Origin of the sequence: Synoicihabitans lomoniglobus, assembly GCF_029023725.1 — a bacterium.
GTDB lineage: Bacteria > Verrucomicrobiota > Verrucomicrobiia > Opitutales > Opitutaceae > Actomonas > Actomonas lomonigloba.
In genome coordinates, this window is the sequence record NZ_CP119075.1 from 2,478,651 (window position 1) to 2,494,816 (window position 16,166).

Sequence of the window (16,166 nt, forward strand, 5' to 3'; positions counted from 1 at the left end):
CGTCGCGGTCATCTAATCAGGAATGTTAGCCCCGTTGGAGTGAATCACGTCCCGATACCAATAGGCCGAATCCTTCAGCGTCCGTTGCTGCGTGGTGAAATCCACATGCACCAGACCAAACCGGAAACGGTAGCCCTCGGCCCATTCGAAATTGTCCATCAGCGTCCAGTGAAAATAGCCTAAAACACTCACGCCCTCGCTCGCAGCGCGGCGCAGCTCCCGCACATAACGGCTGACATAGTCGATCCGCTGCGGGTCGTGCACCGCGCCGTCGATCGCCACCCAATCCTGATTCGCGAGTCCGTTTTCCGTGATCGCGATCGGCAAGCCGTAGCGCTCGTGCACCCACTTCGGCCCCCAATACAGCGCTTCCGGCGTAACGCGCCACTGGAAGTGACTGGTCGGCACCCCGGGGTCCCGCATCACGTGCTCCGGTTTTCCGTCGGCACCGGCTTTCACCAGGTGACCGTTGTAAAGATTCATGCCGTAAAAATCCAACGGCTGCGAGATGATCGCCATCTCGGCGTCCGTGTGCGGCGGAACCGCCTCCCCGTAAGCTTCGAGTCCATTCTGTGGATACGCCCCCTTGATCACCGGATCGGACCACCACGCCTGATTCCACACCGAACCGTCCTCGATCGACCAATAAGCGTCCCGCGCGGCGTTCACATCGGCCTCGCTACGGGTCAACGGCACCGCCACATCACCCGTCGGGGCCCACCCGATTTTCGGCGCGATATTGGCGCTCGCCCGAATCACCTGCACGGCCCGCCCGTGCGCCAGCAAGGCGTTGTGCACACCGCGCAACACGTGGGGCATCTCCATGCGATCCCCGGGCGCGTGCTCGCCGGAACGATGGCCCAGACCGATGAAGCACTGCGGTTCGTTCAACGTCATCCAGTGCGAAACTCGATCCGACAGGCGATCGGTCACCACTTGCACGTATTCAGCAAACCACTTCGAACTTTCGTCATTGAGCCAGCCTCCGCGAGTTTGCAGCGCCAGCGGATAATCCCAGTGGAAAAACGTGACCCAGGGATCGATGCCGGCTTCGAGCAGGCCGTCGACCAGTTGGTCGTAAAACGCCAGTCCCTTCTCGTTTATCGCCCCGGTGCCGTCGGGCAGGACGCGCGACCAGGACAATGAAAAACGATAGGCTTTCAGACCGATCTCCTTCATCAAACCAATGTCCTCGCGAAACCGGTGATAGTGATCGCAGGCCACGTCGCCGGTATGTCCCTCAAACACCCGCCCGGGTTGTCGACAGAATCGATCCCACACCGATGGTTTGCGTCCATCGAGCGCCGCCGCCCCTTCAATTTGATAAGCGGACGTGGCTGCGCCCCACGCGAAGTCTGGTTGGAAACTCATAGGCTGGAGAACGAGATTCCGGGGCGGGCGAGGTCGTGGCGAGTCTGAATTCCCTCCCGCCGCGCCTGATCACAAACGTGGTGTCACCATCAAATGGTTACACCTACCGCGCCTGAAAATATCCGCGTTGCTTGTCACTGATCGGCAACGCCACCCGCTCCATCACCTGCAACAAATCCTCCCAAATCGCACGTTTCGAACGATTGGATTGGTTGCGTAAAATATAGCTGGGATGATAGGTCACCATCACGGGAGTGCCTTCAAACGTGTGCCATTTGCCTCGAATCTCCCCAAGCGTTTTGAAACTGCCCGCGCCCAACAATCCCTTGGCTGCGGTGGAGCCCAAAGCGACGATGACTTCCGGCTGCACGATCTTCAGCTGGGCCCGCCAATACGGCATGCAGTAGTTCATTTCGTCGGCCGACGGCGGGCGGTTGCCCACCTGTTCCTGACCGTCAATTGTCGGCATCTGCGGCCGCCAATTCATGATGTTGCCGATGTAGACGTCGTCGCGCTGCAAGGCCATGCCCCCAATCATCTTGGTCAGCAACTGCCCCGCGGGACCAACAAACGGCTCGCCCTTGACTTCCTCCTCCGCGCCGGGAGCTTCCCCGCAAAAAAAGATCTTCGCATCCAGGTTCCCCACCCCGAGCACGACTTTTTTCCCCGCGCGGATATTTTCGCGACACACCGGGTCGTTGGTCACTTGCGCCAACAAGGCTTTCCACTGCGTTGGCTTGTCGCCGTCGGGCAACACCACCTCCGGTGGCGACGGCAGACCGGACTCGACCGGCGCGGGCGCGGTTCGTTTCGGCACGACCGGCGGCGTCCAACTACTTTTCCCCCGTGATGTCCCGCGCTCTGCCGCCGCCGGTGGTGCCTCGGCCATGGTCTCCGGTTGACCGACCGGCGTGGCGGGTTGCCGCGCCCGCACGAGGGCGCGTAGCGTGGACAACGACTCCTCCGATACGGATACCGTTTTCACGCCCGTCGTCTTGAGGCGGCGGAGCTCTTCAGTGAGCGCATGCAGGGTGGCGCGCATGGGAACAACGTTTCAGCGGAACGCCGGAGCCACCAGCTTTTCCACGTATTTTCCGATTTGATCGAATTCCAGATTCACGGCGTCACCTTCGCGCTTGGTCGACAAATTGGTCGCGCTGATGGTGTGCGGAATCAACCAGACCGCGAACGCATCGCCTTCCACTTCGGCGACGGTGAGCGAGATACCGTCGATCGCGATACTCCCCTTTTGGACCAGGTAACGCCCCATGCCCGCCGGCGCTTGCACGCGCAGGTAGGTGTCTTTGCCCCGCGGTTCGAAGACCTCGATCCGACCCAGCCCGTCGACATGGCCCGTAACGAAATGTCCGCCCATTTTGCCGTTGAACCGCACCGCTCGCTCCAGGTTGACCGTGCCGCCGACACCGAGCTCATCCAGCGTGGTCAAGCGTTTGGACTCGGCCAGAACGTCGAAGCTGAGGGTATTGCCGGTAAAGGCGACGACGGTCAGGCAGCAGCCGTTCACAGCGATACTGTCACCGAGCTCCACGTCGACCAACGCGCGGGCGGCCGAAACCACCAAGCGCCAGCTTTCGGCTTGCGGCTCGAACGATTTGATCAGGCCTGTCTCTTCGATGATTCCGGTAAACATAACGACTAAGGGTTCAAGGGGATCATTGTAATTTCACGCGCAAAACGGACGTCTTGCCGCCGCGGCTCACCAGAATCACGATTTCCGGACGACCGCTGTCTTTGACGGCGGTCAGCAAGTCCCGGGCTTGGATAAACGAAGTGATGGGCTCACCATCGATCTCCTTGATCCAGTCATCGTATTGGAGTCCGGCGGTGCCGACCGGACTGCTGGGGTTCACAAAATGGGCGATCACGCCGTCGAGTTGGGTCGGGTCTTCCCGGCGGGCCACCACGTCGCTGTAAACCGTTTCCCGAATCGTCAGCCCCAAAGACTCGAAATACTCCCGTTCCGCCTCCTTGGGGGTTTTGGGCGCATCGGCCAGCTGCAGTGGCAGATCCAACTGCGCGCGATCGCGCAGCACGGTCAAGGTGACTTCCGAACCGGGTCGACGACGCAGGATATCGCGTTGCAGAAACGCCGTCACCACCGCATCGGGCTTCAGCCGAGGCAACGGCACGCCGTCCAGCGCGATCAAAATATCCCGCGGCAACAGTCCCGCCGCTTCCGCCGGACTACCGGTGAGAATCTCCGAAATCACCAGGCCCGTGCCGGCGCCCAAACCCAGAAATTCCGCGACCTCGGGGTCGACCGGATCAATGCCATCCACGCCAAACCACGGCAACGGACGGCCATAGGGATTGTCGGGAATCCGGTCCACCGCGAGCAACACTTCCGAAGCCAGCCGAAACGCCGCGCATTCCTCGGGATTGATCAGCACCGACATTTCACCGCGCCGCCGCTGCGAATAAATCACCACGCGCTCGCCGAAGCCCGAAGCGCCCAACCCCAGAAACTCGCCCGCGCGATTGAATACGGGCAGGCCGCGGCCGGCCACATCCTGCAGCGCGATGCCGGTCAACTGCGGCAGCTCCTGCACGAGACTCACGCGTGAACCGAGGTAATAGGGTCGGAAATCCTCGTCCTTCTCCCGCAGTCCGATGCCCCACACTTCCTCCGCCACCCGCGGAATTACATACCCGCTGCGCGGAAGAAAGTCGGTGATGGGGCGCAATCCGCCACGCCCTTCGTCACCGATCCGCACGAAGTGCCAGGTGGTGTAACCATCCTGCCCCAGGTATTCGGCGGTCGAATACCGCGTGGTCGGCGCGTCGGGCCGGTAGACGCGAAAATCCACCAACTGCTCCGGCGTCGCCCGATCGCTGATCGCGTTGGACTCCAAAATGACCGTGCCCTGCCGGTCGATCACCACCCCGTAGGCGAAATTGACCGTGCGATCCACTTCGTGCTCGATGGTGAATTCGATGGCGACGATGGACTGCAGACGCTCGTCCATCAAATCGGGCAAGGCGGGCAGATTCGATTGGGCGGAAGCGCGAAAAGCGATGACGACCAGCAGCAACGTGACGGCCATCCAGCGGGGGCGATTTTTCATCATGGTTTTAAAATGTAGAGAGACACCCGGAATTTGCGGCGTGCTTCGATGAGCACCCGTTGCGGGTCGGCGACATAGGCATCCTCGGCGGCTTGCGTGACCGCCAGCGAATCGACCGGCAGATCGTTGATCTCGGTGATCACGTCGCCCGCCGCCAGTCCGGCGACCGCCGCCGGGAACCCGCGTTGCACACCGATGACCAACACCCCGGAGGCATTGGGGAGTTGGTTTTCACGAGCATAAGCCCGCGAGACCTCGCGCACGCTGAGCCCCCATTTTTCCAACACGCCTTCTTCGCCCACCCGGCTGACCAATTGTTCAGTCACGACGTTGAACGCTTCGGTGGTGCTACCCCGTTTGACCCGCATCGCGATCGACGTGCCGACCGGTTGGGTCGCGATCAAGTGCTGGATCGGAGGCAATTGCTCGGGGAAACGCCCATCGACCGCCACCCCGTCGATTTCCAACAAAATGTCGCCGCCGCGGAGCCCGGCCTCGGCGGCCGGCGACCCTGGATCGACGCTGTTGATCAACATGCCGGTATTGAGCTCCAAGTTATAAAACCCTTCCAGGTCCTGCAATGCACCGGGCACGATCCCGATATAACTGCGCGTGATCTTACCATCGCGTTCCAACCCCTCCACCACCTCTTTCGCGGTCGCCGACGGAATCGCAAAGGCCAGATTATCCGCCCCGAGATAACCGCGCGAGTTGATGCCGACCACGGCTCCGGACTCATCGACGAGCGGGCCCCCGCTGTTACCGGGGTTGATCGCGGCATCGGTTTGGAGCCACGTGTTGAACAATCCGGTCTCGTAACCGCGCACACCTCGCGAATCAGAGAAAAAACGGCGCGGGTTGGAGATGATCCCCCGCGTCACCGTGCGGGTAAGACCGTGCGGCGTGCCCACCGCAAAAACGGTCTGACCAGGATAAAGTGACTCCGAATCCCCAAACTGCCCCACCGTCAGCGTGAACCCCTTGCGCTTAAGTTCGGCGGCATCGAGTCGCAACAGGGCCAGATCCGTCCAGTGATCCCAGCCCACCAACGCCGCGCCCACGCGCTCCAAATTGGCGAGGGTGACATTGATTTCAACCGCCCGCGGACCGACCACATGGGCATTGGTGAGGATCAGACCATCCGCTGACACGATGACGCCCGAACCGACCCCACTGGTGAAGCGTTTCGCGCCCGCCTCATAGGCATACTCGCGCACGTCAATGCGCACCACGGCATCGAGCAGTCGTTTAAACCCGGGCTCCGTCTGCGAAAAAGACGCCGAAGCCGATCCCCAGGAGAGCATTAGCAATCCAAGGAGTCGCATCATTGACCGAGTTAGTGAAAGTGTCACAGTGGCCGATTCCTTCCGATGGCAACGCATAGCAAAGATTACGACTTTTCCTCCATAGAGCCCCGCTGGCAATCCTTCTGGGCAGAAAACGGAGCGTTTCGGGCCGAGGACGCGTCACCGAAACCCAAATACTACGTGCTCGACATGTTTCCCTATCCTTCCGGAGCGGGACTGCACATCGGCCACCCGGAGGGCTACACCGGCACGGATATTTTGTGCCGCTACAAGCGGGCCCAGGGCTTCAATGTGCTCCACCCCATCGGCTGGGATGCGTTCGGCCTGCCGGCCGAACAGCACGCCGTGAAAACCGGCACGCACCCGGCGACCAACACCGCCGCCAACATCGATAACTTTCGCCGGCAGATCAAAGCGCTGGGGTTTTCCTATGACTGGGAACGCGAGATCAACACGACTGATCCGCACTACTTCAAGTGGACCCAATGGATCTTCCTGCAACTCTTCGAACGCGGCCTCGCCTACGTTGACGAGCGCCCGGTGTGGTGGTGCCCGGCATTGAAAACCGTCCTGGCCAACGAAGAGGTCGTCGACGGCAAATCCGAACGCGGCAACCACCCCGTCGAGCGGCGGGCTCTGCGCCAATGGGTCCTGAAAATCACCGCCTATGCGGAGCGTTTGCTCGCCGACCTGAAGCACGTCGACTGGCCCGACTCCACCAAACGCATGCAGGAAGCGTGGATCGGTCGCAGCGAAGGCGCCGAAGTCCGCTTCGGTCTCGAGAACACCGGCCTCGATGATCTGGTCGTGTTCACAACCCGCCCCGACACGCTCTTCGGCGCGACCTTCATGGTGCTCGCCCCTGAGCATCCCTACGTCGATTCACTCACCAGTCCGGAACAGCGCGACGCCGTGGAGGCCTACCGCAAACAAGCCGCCGCCAAGAGCGATTTGGAACGCACCGATCTCGCCAAGGATAAGTCCGGTGTGTTTTCGGGTGCTTTTGCCGTCAATCCCGCCAACGGCCAACGCGTGCCGATCTGGATCGCCGATTACGTGCTCATGGGCTACGGCACCGGCGCGATCATGGCCGTGCCCGCGCACGATGAGCGCGATTTCGAATTCGCTACGAAATACAAAATTCCGGTCGTGCAAGTCATCGAACCGGCCGACCATTCCGGCAACGGCGAAGGCCATCCCGAATTGCCCTACGTGGGTGATGGCAACCTCGTCCACTCCGACGGCTATAGCGGCCTGTCATGGCGTGAAGCCAAACAGAAAATCACCGCCGATCTCGAAGCGCGCGGCAAAGGCAAGCCGACCATCAACTACAAGCTGCGCGACTGGTTGTTCTCCCGCCAACGTTATTGGGGTGAACCCATCCCCATCGCCTGGGTCAACCGGGCCGACTACGAAACCATTGCCGCCTCCGGTCAGGTGATGTTGCCGGCCGAACCCGTTTCTTACGAGGCCGATGGCACCACGCATTACGCCGTTCCCGTTCCCGCCTCAACCCTGCCCTTGGAATTGCCCGAGGTGGAGTCCTACCTCCCCAGCGACAGTGGCGAAAGCCCGCTGGCCAATGCCACGAGCTGGGTCGACATCTGGTTCAATCCGGCGACCGGTGCATCCGCGCCCAAAACGTCGGACCGCCCCACTGATGGGACATGGTTCGCCGCCCGGCGCGAGACCAACACCATGCCGCAATGGGCCGGCTCGTGTTGGTATTACCTGCGTTACCTGGATCCTAAAAACTCCGCGGCGATCGCCAGCCCGGAAGCATTGCAATATTGGGGAGCCCCCGATCTCTATGTCGGCGGTGCCGAACACGCCGTGTTGCACCTGCTCTACGCTCGTTTTTGGCACAAGGTGCTCTTCGACATCGGTCTGCTGCCCTTCGACGAACCATTTCAAAAACTGTTTCACCAAGGTATCATTCTCGGTGAGGACGGCGAAAAAATGTCCAAAAGCCGCGGCAACGTCGTCAGCCCGGACACGATCATCGCGTCCCACGGTGCCGACAGTCTGCGCCTCTTCCTGATGTTCCTCGGTCCCCTGGACGCCATGAAACCGTGGAACCCTCAGGGCATCGAAGGCGTGCATCGCTTCCTGCTCAAAGTGTGGCGGGAGTTGGTCGATGCCGAAGGCGCCGCCAGCACCAAGGTCACCGATGCCGCCGGCTCCGAGCCGGAGGAATTGACCACCCTCCTGCATGCGACGATCAAGAAAGTCGGCGAAGACATCGAAGCCCTGCGTTTCAACACGGCGATCTCTCAAATGATGATCTTCGCCAACGCCTTGCAAAAATCTCCCGCCATCAGCCGGGACTCCGCTCGAGCGTTTGTGCAATTGCTGGCGCCGTTTGCTCCGCACATCGGCGAAGAGTTGTGGGGCATACTCGGTGGCCCTCCTCCCGTTCAGGCCACGCCATGGCCGAATTACGAAGCGTCACTCCTGGAGACCCAGACTCAAAAGCTGGTGGTGCAAATCAACGGGAAGCGCCGCGGGGAGATCACCCTCTCCAAAGATGCCGACGAAGAGGCCGCCATGAAAGCCGCCCGCGAACTGGACAATATCTCCGGTCATCTCGAAGCCGGCACCATCCGCCGGGTCGTTTACGTGAGGGGGCGGATTTTGAATATTGTTATTGCATAGGAACCGTAAAATCTTCTCCTAGGGTATTGTCCTTAGGCCTAATGGAGGAACACCCATATCGAGTTGAGTGTTTTCACGGAATGCCCAAGGGTTGCGTTAACTTCTCACGCAAGTGAATAATCATACCATGAAAACAACCACGCTAATTACGAAAATCGTCACCACGACCATGGTGAGTGCTTTGGTGTTGGTATCTGTAGCTACGGCGGCCAAAAAGAATCCGACCAGCAAACTTTACGTGGCCGACTTGGAAGGACAGTCGGAAATTGATACGGGAGAACGGATTGAGGATTTGGCCAAAAAATCGGTGCACAACGCGCAGGGCACCGTGATTCAGACCATGGAGGATTCGAACAATGCGATGGTTTTCTCCAACGGCACCGGAGTCTTTCTTGATACGAACACCCGGATGGAAGTGAAACGATTCAGCCAGGAACCGTTTTCCCCGGATCGCTCCGATCTGGAAACCGAACCTTCCATTTCGCGCACGGCAGCTTTCATTCCTCGCGGAACCGTGGGGCTCTGCACTCCGAAACTCGTGGCCGGTAGCACCATGAACTATGCAACTCCCATTGGCGGAGTCTCCATCCGGAGCAGCAAAGTCGTGATCGAAGCCAATGACAACGAAACCAAAATTTCATTGGTGGAAGGCGATGTGACCGTAAAAGGAGGTCCTGCCGACGCCAGCGGACAAACGCTCCGTGGTGGCCAGCAGGCCATTATTCGCCAATTGCCCGGTCAAGCTCCGGTGATTCAAATTCAAGATATTCCCGAAGACGAAATGGAGTTTGTGGAGGACAAGGTGACCTTGGCCTGCAATGCTCGTAAGACCGTCTTCTTCGACGTGGCTGAAAAGAAAGAAATCGGCAACGGCCCCGATTCGGATTCCGTCGAAATCGGCACGGACACCGATGGTGACCAGGACGACGATGGTGACGAAGGCGACGGCAGCGATAATCCCGATGCTTCGTCCGACGACAACGACCTTTCCGCCGGTTCCGGTTTCGACAGCTCGGGCGACGGTTGGGCCAATATTTTCGATGAAGGCGACGACAATGATGCCGGTGATGATCCGTCCGATGTCGAATTCGTGGCGGTCGAAGTCACCGATTTGACTCAAGCGCAGGAAGCGACGCCCGTAAGCAATGACTCGGTCACGACTGGCAACGGCTCCGGTTAGAAATAACCCGGTCCCCTTTTGATTCCTCGTCGATGACCATCTCTGCCATCAACCGCACCAAATTCTGGTTACTTTGTGGACTGGTTGCCTCCAGCGCCATTCCCGCTCACGCCATCGTGCGGTGGAATCAGGGCAAAGACCAAGTCTTCGTGCGCGGCAGTGTTTCCGTCACCTGGGACACCAACATCTTCGCTTCGGCGGCGGGTGGTGAGGACTATGTCTACTCCGGCCAAGTGGGATTAGACTACCGGCGGCATGCCGGACTGATCGGCGTCAACGCATCCGCCAACGTCAATTTTTCGGAGTTTTCGAGTAACACCACCGAGAACTTCAAGAACCCGGATTTCTCGTTGGAGTTTAACAAAAACACCGGTCGCACCACTGGCACGTTGGGCCTTAATTTCAAAAAATCGACCCGGGCCGACCCCACAGTCAACTTGCGCACCGACTCTTACGTTTACGGCGCCAACTTGAAATTCAAATACCCGGTCTCCGAACGGCATTCTTTGGCCGGGGGGCTGGGATGGAACAAACAGGACTATACCGACAACAACCAATTTGTAGACAACACCAGTTCGACCCTATCCGCCGACTGGTTTTACGTCCTGTCCCCCACCCGTGATATTTTTGGCGGTTATCGCCTTCGTTCCACCGATACCTCGCGATTGACCTCCTACTTGGATCATTCGTTCACCGCGGGTGTCTCGGGCCGTATTCTCCCCGGACTCAATGGCACTGCCCGCGTCGGCTATCAGGTGCGCAACGCCTCGGGCGCGACCGCTGAAAATTACACCGGTTATAACGCGGCGATTTCGGCGAGCTGGAGTTTCACCCGCAAGTTGGCGCTTAGCGCGCAAATCGCGGAAGACTTCAATCTCACGTCCACCGACTTGTCGACCGACTCGCTCACCGCCAGTCTGAATCTCCAATACGCTCGTTCCGCGAAGCTCAACATGGGCGTTGGCGTCAGTGGCGGTATCAACAAATTTCTGGGCATTGCGGGCGGCGGCCGGGAAGATACCTTTGCTTCAGCCTATGCGAGAGTTTCCTACACCTTCTCGGAACGCCTGCGGTTGGGTCTCGTCTATTCCTATTTCATCAATTGGTCGACGCTCCCGTTTGCCGATTTCGATCGTCAATCGCTTACGTTTGACGCCAGCTCACAATTTTAAGGAGGAAAAACGTGAAAAAACTAGTTTCATTACGGGGTAGTTTCTGTGCCCTGCTAGTCATTCTTTTGACGCAAATTTCACCGGCCCAACCAGCTCCCGCGGCCTTTCGCCCGGGGCCCAATAGTCGCGCCATCACCTATATCATCGCCCTGACCGATCGACTGCGGGTGGCGATCTTCCAAGAGGATGACCTTTCGATCATTTCCCGGGTAAACGCCAAGGGTGAAGTCAATCTGCCGCTCGTCGGTCCGGTCCGCGTGGTGGGCCTTACGGTGGAAGCGGCCCAGGATGCCATCGAGCGTGCCTACCAGGATGGTCGCTTTCTGCGCAAACCCCAGGTGACCATTTCGGTCGAAGAATACGCCGCCCGCGAAGTTATCGTGCAAGGGCAAGTCGTCTCGCCGGGGCGGGTTTCATTGCCGATTGAGTCGGGAATGACCGTGCTCGATGCCATCACGAAATCCGGTGGTTTCACCGACTTGGCCAAAGGTCGTGCCGTCACGGTTACTCGCACCAACCCCGATGGCACCAAATCTGTTTCCACCATTGATGTGCAAAGTGCCATGGTCGGCAAAGAAAGTGCTAGCGAATCGGAAGCCTCCATGCTTCTGCTACCGGACGACATCGTATTCGTCCCGATGAAGTTCCTCTAATCGCGCCGACGCATGTCAGAACCTGAAGAAAATTCTCCTCCCCGACCGAAGAACCCGGTCGACGAGCAACTGAGTGAACGGCGAACGCTGCGCGATTACGCCATCATTCTGCGCGAACGGTTTTGGATCGCCCTCCCCCTCGCCTTGTTGGTGTCCATCGGATTGGGCTATCAGCGAGCCAAAGAGGTCCCCATGTATCAGTCGACCGCGACCATGCGGTTCGAAAAACCGGATACCACCATCGAAGGCCGGAGCTTCGACCAAGCGCCCAACACCGCCATCGATCTCAATACCTACCTGCAGGAACTGGCCAGCGATCAGATGCGCAACCGCGTCATCCGCTCCCTCACTCCCGAAGAGGTGCGCATCCTCCAGCGACCGTATTTGGCCGATCTGGAGCCCGGTCAGGAGCCTCCCTCCGTGGGAGCTGCGCTGGGCAGCCTGAGCGTGGGCGATATCCGGGACAGCTTTATCATTCGCGTGGGCATTACCCATCGCGACCCCGAAGCCACCGCCCTCGTGGCCAATCGCTTCGTCAGCGAATTCATGCGCTACCTGTTTGATCGCCGTTTCGACAAGACGAACAACGCCGCCGTGTTTCTCGAACAACGGGCCGAAACATTGCGCATCGAAGCCGAGCAAGCGGAGGGCCTACTCCGTGATTACCAGAGAAAGCACAACCTGATGTCATTGGACAACAGCACGAACTTGGTTCGCAATCGGCTGGTTCAGGCGGATGAAGCCCGCACGTCGGCCCGCCTGACGCGCATCCGGGTGGAAGAGCTTTTGAACCAAATTGAGCGGTTTAAACAACAAGGCCGCGACATGCTGGAGATTTCCTACATCGCCGAACACGGCACGGTGAAGGGACTGAGCAATCAACTTTCCGAACTGCGCAAAAACGAATCCATTCTGGCCGAGCGCTACCTGGAACGTCATCCGCGCATGATCGTGGTGGGCAACGAAATTGCCGTCACCCAGCGACAATTGGATGAGGCCATCAATCTCGCCATCGCCGACTTGCGTTCGACCGTCGCCGAAGCCCGAACTTCCGAACAAGCCATGCAACAGGAGTTCGATGTCGCCGAAGCCGAACAACGTCGGCTCAAGGACCTCGAAGCCGAATATAGCAGTCTCAAGAATCAGGCTGATATCGCTCGCAACAACTTCGTGCAAATCACCCAACGGATGCAGGAGGTGCAAACGGAACGTCGGATCGAGAGCGTCCCGGTTCACCCTCTCGACAATGCCCAGATCCCCGGTGCCCCTTATTCGCCGAACATTTCCGGCATCATCAAGTCTTCCGTGATGATCTTTATCCTGGTCTTCGTGGGCGTCGCCGTGGGCCTGAGCTTCATCGACGACCGCGTGAAGTCCGCCTGGGATGTGGAACACTTTATCGGAGCCAACCTCCTGGGAATCATCCCGGACTTGAACACGCTGAAGGACGAAGAGAAATATTCGCTCGTGCTCGAGAACCGACAGGTGCCGGGAACCGAGTCTTTCCTCAGCGTCTACAGCGCCGCGAAGATCCACTCGAAACTGGACTTTCCCAAATCAATCCTGATCACCAGCACAATTCCAGGCGAAGGAAAGACCCTCGTTTCGTGTAATTTAGCCGGCGGTTTCGCCCGTCATGGGCGCAAGACGCTGCTGATCGACTGCGATCTGCGTCGGCCCATGCTCCATCGCCATTTCCAAATGGAGAACGACAAGGGCATCATCACGTGGTCTGAATCCGGTGGTGAACTAGGAGAGTCCGCGGCCGATAACTCCGAACTGGGTATCGTGCGCGTCGGTGAGAATCTTGATCTCCTGCGTTCCGGTGGACGTTCCCGTATTCCCACCGAGTTGTTGGAATCGAAGGCGTTCGTGCAACTGCTCGACCGTCTGCAGAAGGAGTATGAACTCATCGTCATCGACTCCCCTCCCCTGGGTGCAGTCACCGACTCACTGCTCATCGCCGAACACGCCGACGAGGTGATTTACGTCTGCCGCTTCAACCGCGCCTACCGCAAGCACATCCGCCAGTATGTCACGGCACTGAAGAACGCCAAACGTGAGCTGTTGGGCATCGTGCTCAACGGTCTGTCACCGCGTCGCATCGAGTATTATTCAAACTACCGTTACTACCGTAGCTACAAAAAATACTACGGCGCCGAGACCTAGACCATCGAACCGGCGCGTTCCCTCCCTCTCTCCCCAGACCGCGGCGTGACTCACGCTGCGGTCTTTTCATTTACGGCCGCCTCGCCCAGATTCCGTGCGCATGCTCTCCGCTTACCTGCCTTCCGACTTTGATCAAACGCGCCCCGTTACCTTGATTGCCGGTCAAAGCCAGTATCCCCAACTGGTGGCCGACGCCGTGCGCGAAGCCGGTGTTCCGTTCAAATTGATCGCGTTCGAAGAGGAAACGGTGCCCGAGCTTTATCATGCTGTGCCCGCCGCGGACCGGGTCCGTATCAAAGTCGGGCAACTGGGCCACATGCTCAAAGCGTTGGAAAAATTCGATTCAGGCTACGCGATCATGGCGGGACAGATTACGCCCCGCCGACTCTTCAAGGGACTCCACCCGGACCTCAAGGCGACCCGAATTCTCTTTTCTCTCAAACGCCGCAATGCCGAAACCATCTTTGGCGCGATCGCGGAGGAAATCGAAAAGCTGGGCATCAATCTATTGGACGCCCGCAGTTTTCTGGACGCGCACGTCGCACCGGCCGGGCTCTTTGCCGGCCGCAAATTCCCCATACCCGACGAGTATCTCGCCCATGGCGTGCAAATCGCCCGTGAATGCGCCCGGTTGGATATTGGCCAGGGTTGTGTCGTGCGCAAAGGCACGGTGCTGGCGGTGGAAGCATTTGAAGGCACCGACGAAATGATCCGGCGCGCCGGTGGGTTCAAAACCGAGGATGCGCTCTTCGTAAAAACGGTCAAATCGGCGCAGGACTACCGGTTTGACGTGCCGTGCTTCGGCCTGCGCACCCTGCAATCCATGCGTGATGCCGGCATCCGAGCCGCCGCGCTCGAAGCCGGCAAAGTGCTGGTTATCGACCGACCCGCCGTGGAGCAACAGGCCCACGAGTGGGGTATTTCGTTGCTCGGCACGACCATGTAATATCTCCCGCAGGACCGCTTGCGCTGGGCGACGGCCTCGCCCACGTTGCCTCCATGCAAGCCGATGTAGTCGAAGTCTCCGTCCGAGGTGTGATGCCCACCGCCAATGGCTGTGCCATCTTTTTGGGCAACGACGACAAGACATTTGTCATCTACGTCGATCACTCCGTGGGCAACGCGATCCAAATGACGCTCGATGGGGTGCGCAAGGAACGCCCCCTCACCCACGACCTCATCGGCCAGATGTTCCTGGGACTCGGCGTGACGCTCGAACACGTGATCATCAACGACGTTCACGAAGGCACCTTCTTCGCGCGAATCCTCCTGCGCATGGAGAATGAAATCGGCAAAAAAATCATCGAAGTGGATGCGCGCCCCAGTGACTCGACGGTGTTGGCCCTGCAGCATAAACGACCGCTGTTCGTGGCCCGCAAGGTCATTGATTCGGTCGAGGACATGACCGAAATTCTCGAGCGGGTATTGCGTCAACGCAGTGAAGAAGCGACTGGTGATGACAGCGACAAAGCCTGACGCCTTGCTGCCACTGCCTGCTCCCATCCTCCCGCACCAGCCCCTCACGGCGCTGGCCCCGATGCAGGATGTCACCACCCTCGCCTTCATGAACGTGGTGGCGGGCTTCGGTGCACCCGACTATTTCGTGACCGAGTTCTTTCGCGTGCACGACACCTCGCGTCTGGAAAAACACATTGTTCGTTCGATCGACGAAAACGAAACCGGTCGGCCGGTGTTTGCCCAACTCATCGGCGAGTCCATTCCCCACCTCGAACGCACCGTCGAAGCCCTGCTCGCCCACCCCATCGCCGGGATCGATCTGAACCTCGGCTGCCCCGCGCCCAAGGTTTACAAAAAAAACGTCGGCGGGGGGTTGCTGCGCGACCCCACCCGGGTGAATGAAATCCTACGTGCCCTGCGGGCGGCCTGCCCGGGTTTGTTCACCGTGAAAATGCGTATCGGTTTCGACGATACGGCTCCCTACGAAGCCGTGCTGGATGCGGTCGCGGAACACGGCGTCGATATGCTGGCGGTGCACGGTCGCACAGTGAAGGAGGGCTATCGCAGCGAGGTGCACTATGACATGATTGCGCGGGCCGTGGAGCGCGTGCCTTGTCCCGTGCTCGCCAATGGTAACGTCACCTCGGCAGCCAGTGCCCATCGCATCGTCGAGCAGACGGGAGCCGCCGGCGTCATGATCGGACGGCACGCCATTCGCAATCCGTGGATCTTTCGTCAATGCCGCGAGCTATTTGCCCACCAACCGGTCACTGCGGTCAAGTTGGCGGATGTCTACGATTATACAGAAACGTTGTTTCATGCGACCAAAACACCGGAAACTCCGGAGCTGGCGCATGTGAATCGAATGAAGAAGTTTCTCAACTTCGTCGGACAGGGCGTCGATCCCCAGGGCGCATTCCTCTACGACATGCGCCGCACCACCAGCCAAGCCACCCTGTTCGAGGTCTGTCGTCGACACCTGTTGAACGACCCCGAAAAACCGTTCGCCGATGAGCCTTACCCGGGCGTGATCGCGCGGCCGAACTGCGAGACCACGGTGGGCGTGGGCGGATGTTCGCTCGACTCCGTCACGGCCTGAACGGGTCGTCCGATTC

At 59.3% G+C, this 16,166-nt stretch carries 13 protein-coding genes; 8 read left to right on the forward strand and 5 right to left on the reverse strand.

Annotation, left to right across the window (positions count from 1 at the left end):
* Positions 1-12: 12 nt before the first annotated feature.
* The 5 genes from PXH66_RS09730 to PXH66_RS09750 form a co-directional block, all read right to left on the reverse strand.
* The gene (locus PXH66_RS09730) at positions 13-1,371 is read right to left on the reverse strand and encodes a GH1 family beta-glucosidase (protein ID WP_330931394.1); all 1,359 of its coding nucleotides are present in this window, start codon (positions 1,369-1,371) and stop codon (positions 13-15) included.
* A 103-nt stretch (positions 1,372-1,474) separates the two neighbouring features.
* Positions 1,475-2,413 carry a uracil-DNA glycosylase gene (locus PXH66_RS09735; protein ID WP_330931395.1) on the reverse strand — a complete coding sequence of 313 codons (939 nt, stop codon included), beginning with the start codon at positions 2,411-2,413 and terminating at the stop codon, positions 1,475-1,477.
* Between the two features lie 12 nt (positions 2,414-2,425).
* Positions 2,426-3,022, reverse strand: coding sequence for a riboflavin synthase (locus tag PXH66_RS09740; protein WP_330931396.1), 597 nt, complete (start codon positions 3,020-3,022; stop codon positions 2,426-2,428).
* 22 nt (positions 3,023-3,044) lie between these two features.
* Positions 3,045-4,460 carry a PDZ domain-containing protein gene (locus PXH66_RS09745; RefSeq protein WP_330931397.1) on the reverse strand — a complete coding sequence of 472 codons (1,416 nt, stop codon included), beginning with the start codon at positions 4,458-4,460 and terminating at the stop codon, positions 3,045-3,047.
* Complete coding sequence (locus PXH66_RS09750) at positions 4,457-5,785, reverse strand: trypsin-like peptidase domain-containing protein (protein WP_330932340.1); 1,329 nt, start codon at positions 5,783-5,785, stop codon at positions 4,457-4,459. Before PXH66_RS09750 ends, PXH66_RS09745 begins: the two co-directional genes overlap by 4 nt.
* A gap of 42 nt (positions 5,786-5,827) precedes the next feature.
* Between PXH66_RS09750 and leuS the strand changes: the two genes are divergently transcribed.
* The 8 genes from leuS (at position 5,828) to PXH66_RS09790 (ending at position 16,150) form a co-directional block, all read left to right on the forward strand.
* Positions 5,828-8,419 carry a leucine--tRNA ligase gene (gene leuS, locus PXH66_RS09755; RefSeq protein WP_330931399.1) on the forward strand — a complete coding sequence of 864 codons (2,592 nt, stop codon included), beginning with the start codon at positions 5,828-5,830 and terminating at the stop codon, positions 8,417-8,419.
* Between the two features lie 127 nt (positions 8,420-8,546).
* The gene (locus PXH66_RS09760; protein WP_330931400.1) at positions 8,547-9,599 is read left to right on the forward strand and encodes a FecR family protein; all 1,053 of its coding nucleotides are present in this window, start codon (positions 8,547-8,549) and stop codon (positions 9,597-9,599) included.
* 32 nt (positions 9,600-9,631) lie between these two features.
* Entirely contained in the window at positions 9,632-10,771 is a 1,140-nt protein-coding gene (locus PXH66_RS09765) for a surface lipoprotein assembly modifier (RefSeq protein ID WP_330931401.1), read from the forward strand.
* A gap of 65 nt (positions 10,772-10,836) precedes the next feature.
* Positions 10,837-11,424: a polysaccharide biosynthesis/export family protein gene (locus tag PXH66_RS09770; protein WP_330931402.1), complete on the forward strand. Its 588-nt coding sequence runs from the start codon at positions 10,837-10,839 to the stop codon at positions 11,422-11,424.
* A gap of 12 nt (positions 11,425-11,436) precedes the next feature.
* Positions 11,437-13,593 (forward strand): GumC family protein, encoded by a 2,157-nt coding sequence (locus PXH66_RS09775; protein ID WP_330931403.1) that lies wholly within the window; start codon positions 11,437-11,439, stop codon positions 13,591-13,593.
* Between the two features lie 100 nt (positions 13,594-13,693).
* Complete coding sequence (locus PXH66_RS09780) at positions 13,694-14,539, forward strand: LpxI family protein (RefSeq protein ID WP_330931404.1); 846 nt, start codon at positions 13,694-13,696, stop codon at positions 14,537-14,539.
* Between the two features lie 53 nt (positions 14,540-14,592).
* Entirely contained in the window at positions 14,593-15,069 is a 477-nt protein-coding gene (locus PXH66_RS09785) for a bifunctional nuclease family protein (protein WP_330931405.1), read from the forward strand.
* Positions 15,050-16,150 carry a tRNA-dihydrouridine synthase family protein gene (locus PXH66_RS09790; protein WP_425609089.1) on the forward strand — a complete coding sequence of 367 codons (1,101 nt, stop codon included), beginning with the start codon at positions 15,050-15,052 and terminating at the stop codon, positions 16,148-16,150. The genes PXH66_RS09785 and PXH66_RS09790 overlap by 20 nt, the downstream gene beginning before the upstream one ends.
* Positions 16,151-16,166 lie beyond the last annotated feature (16 nt).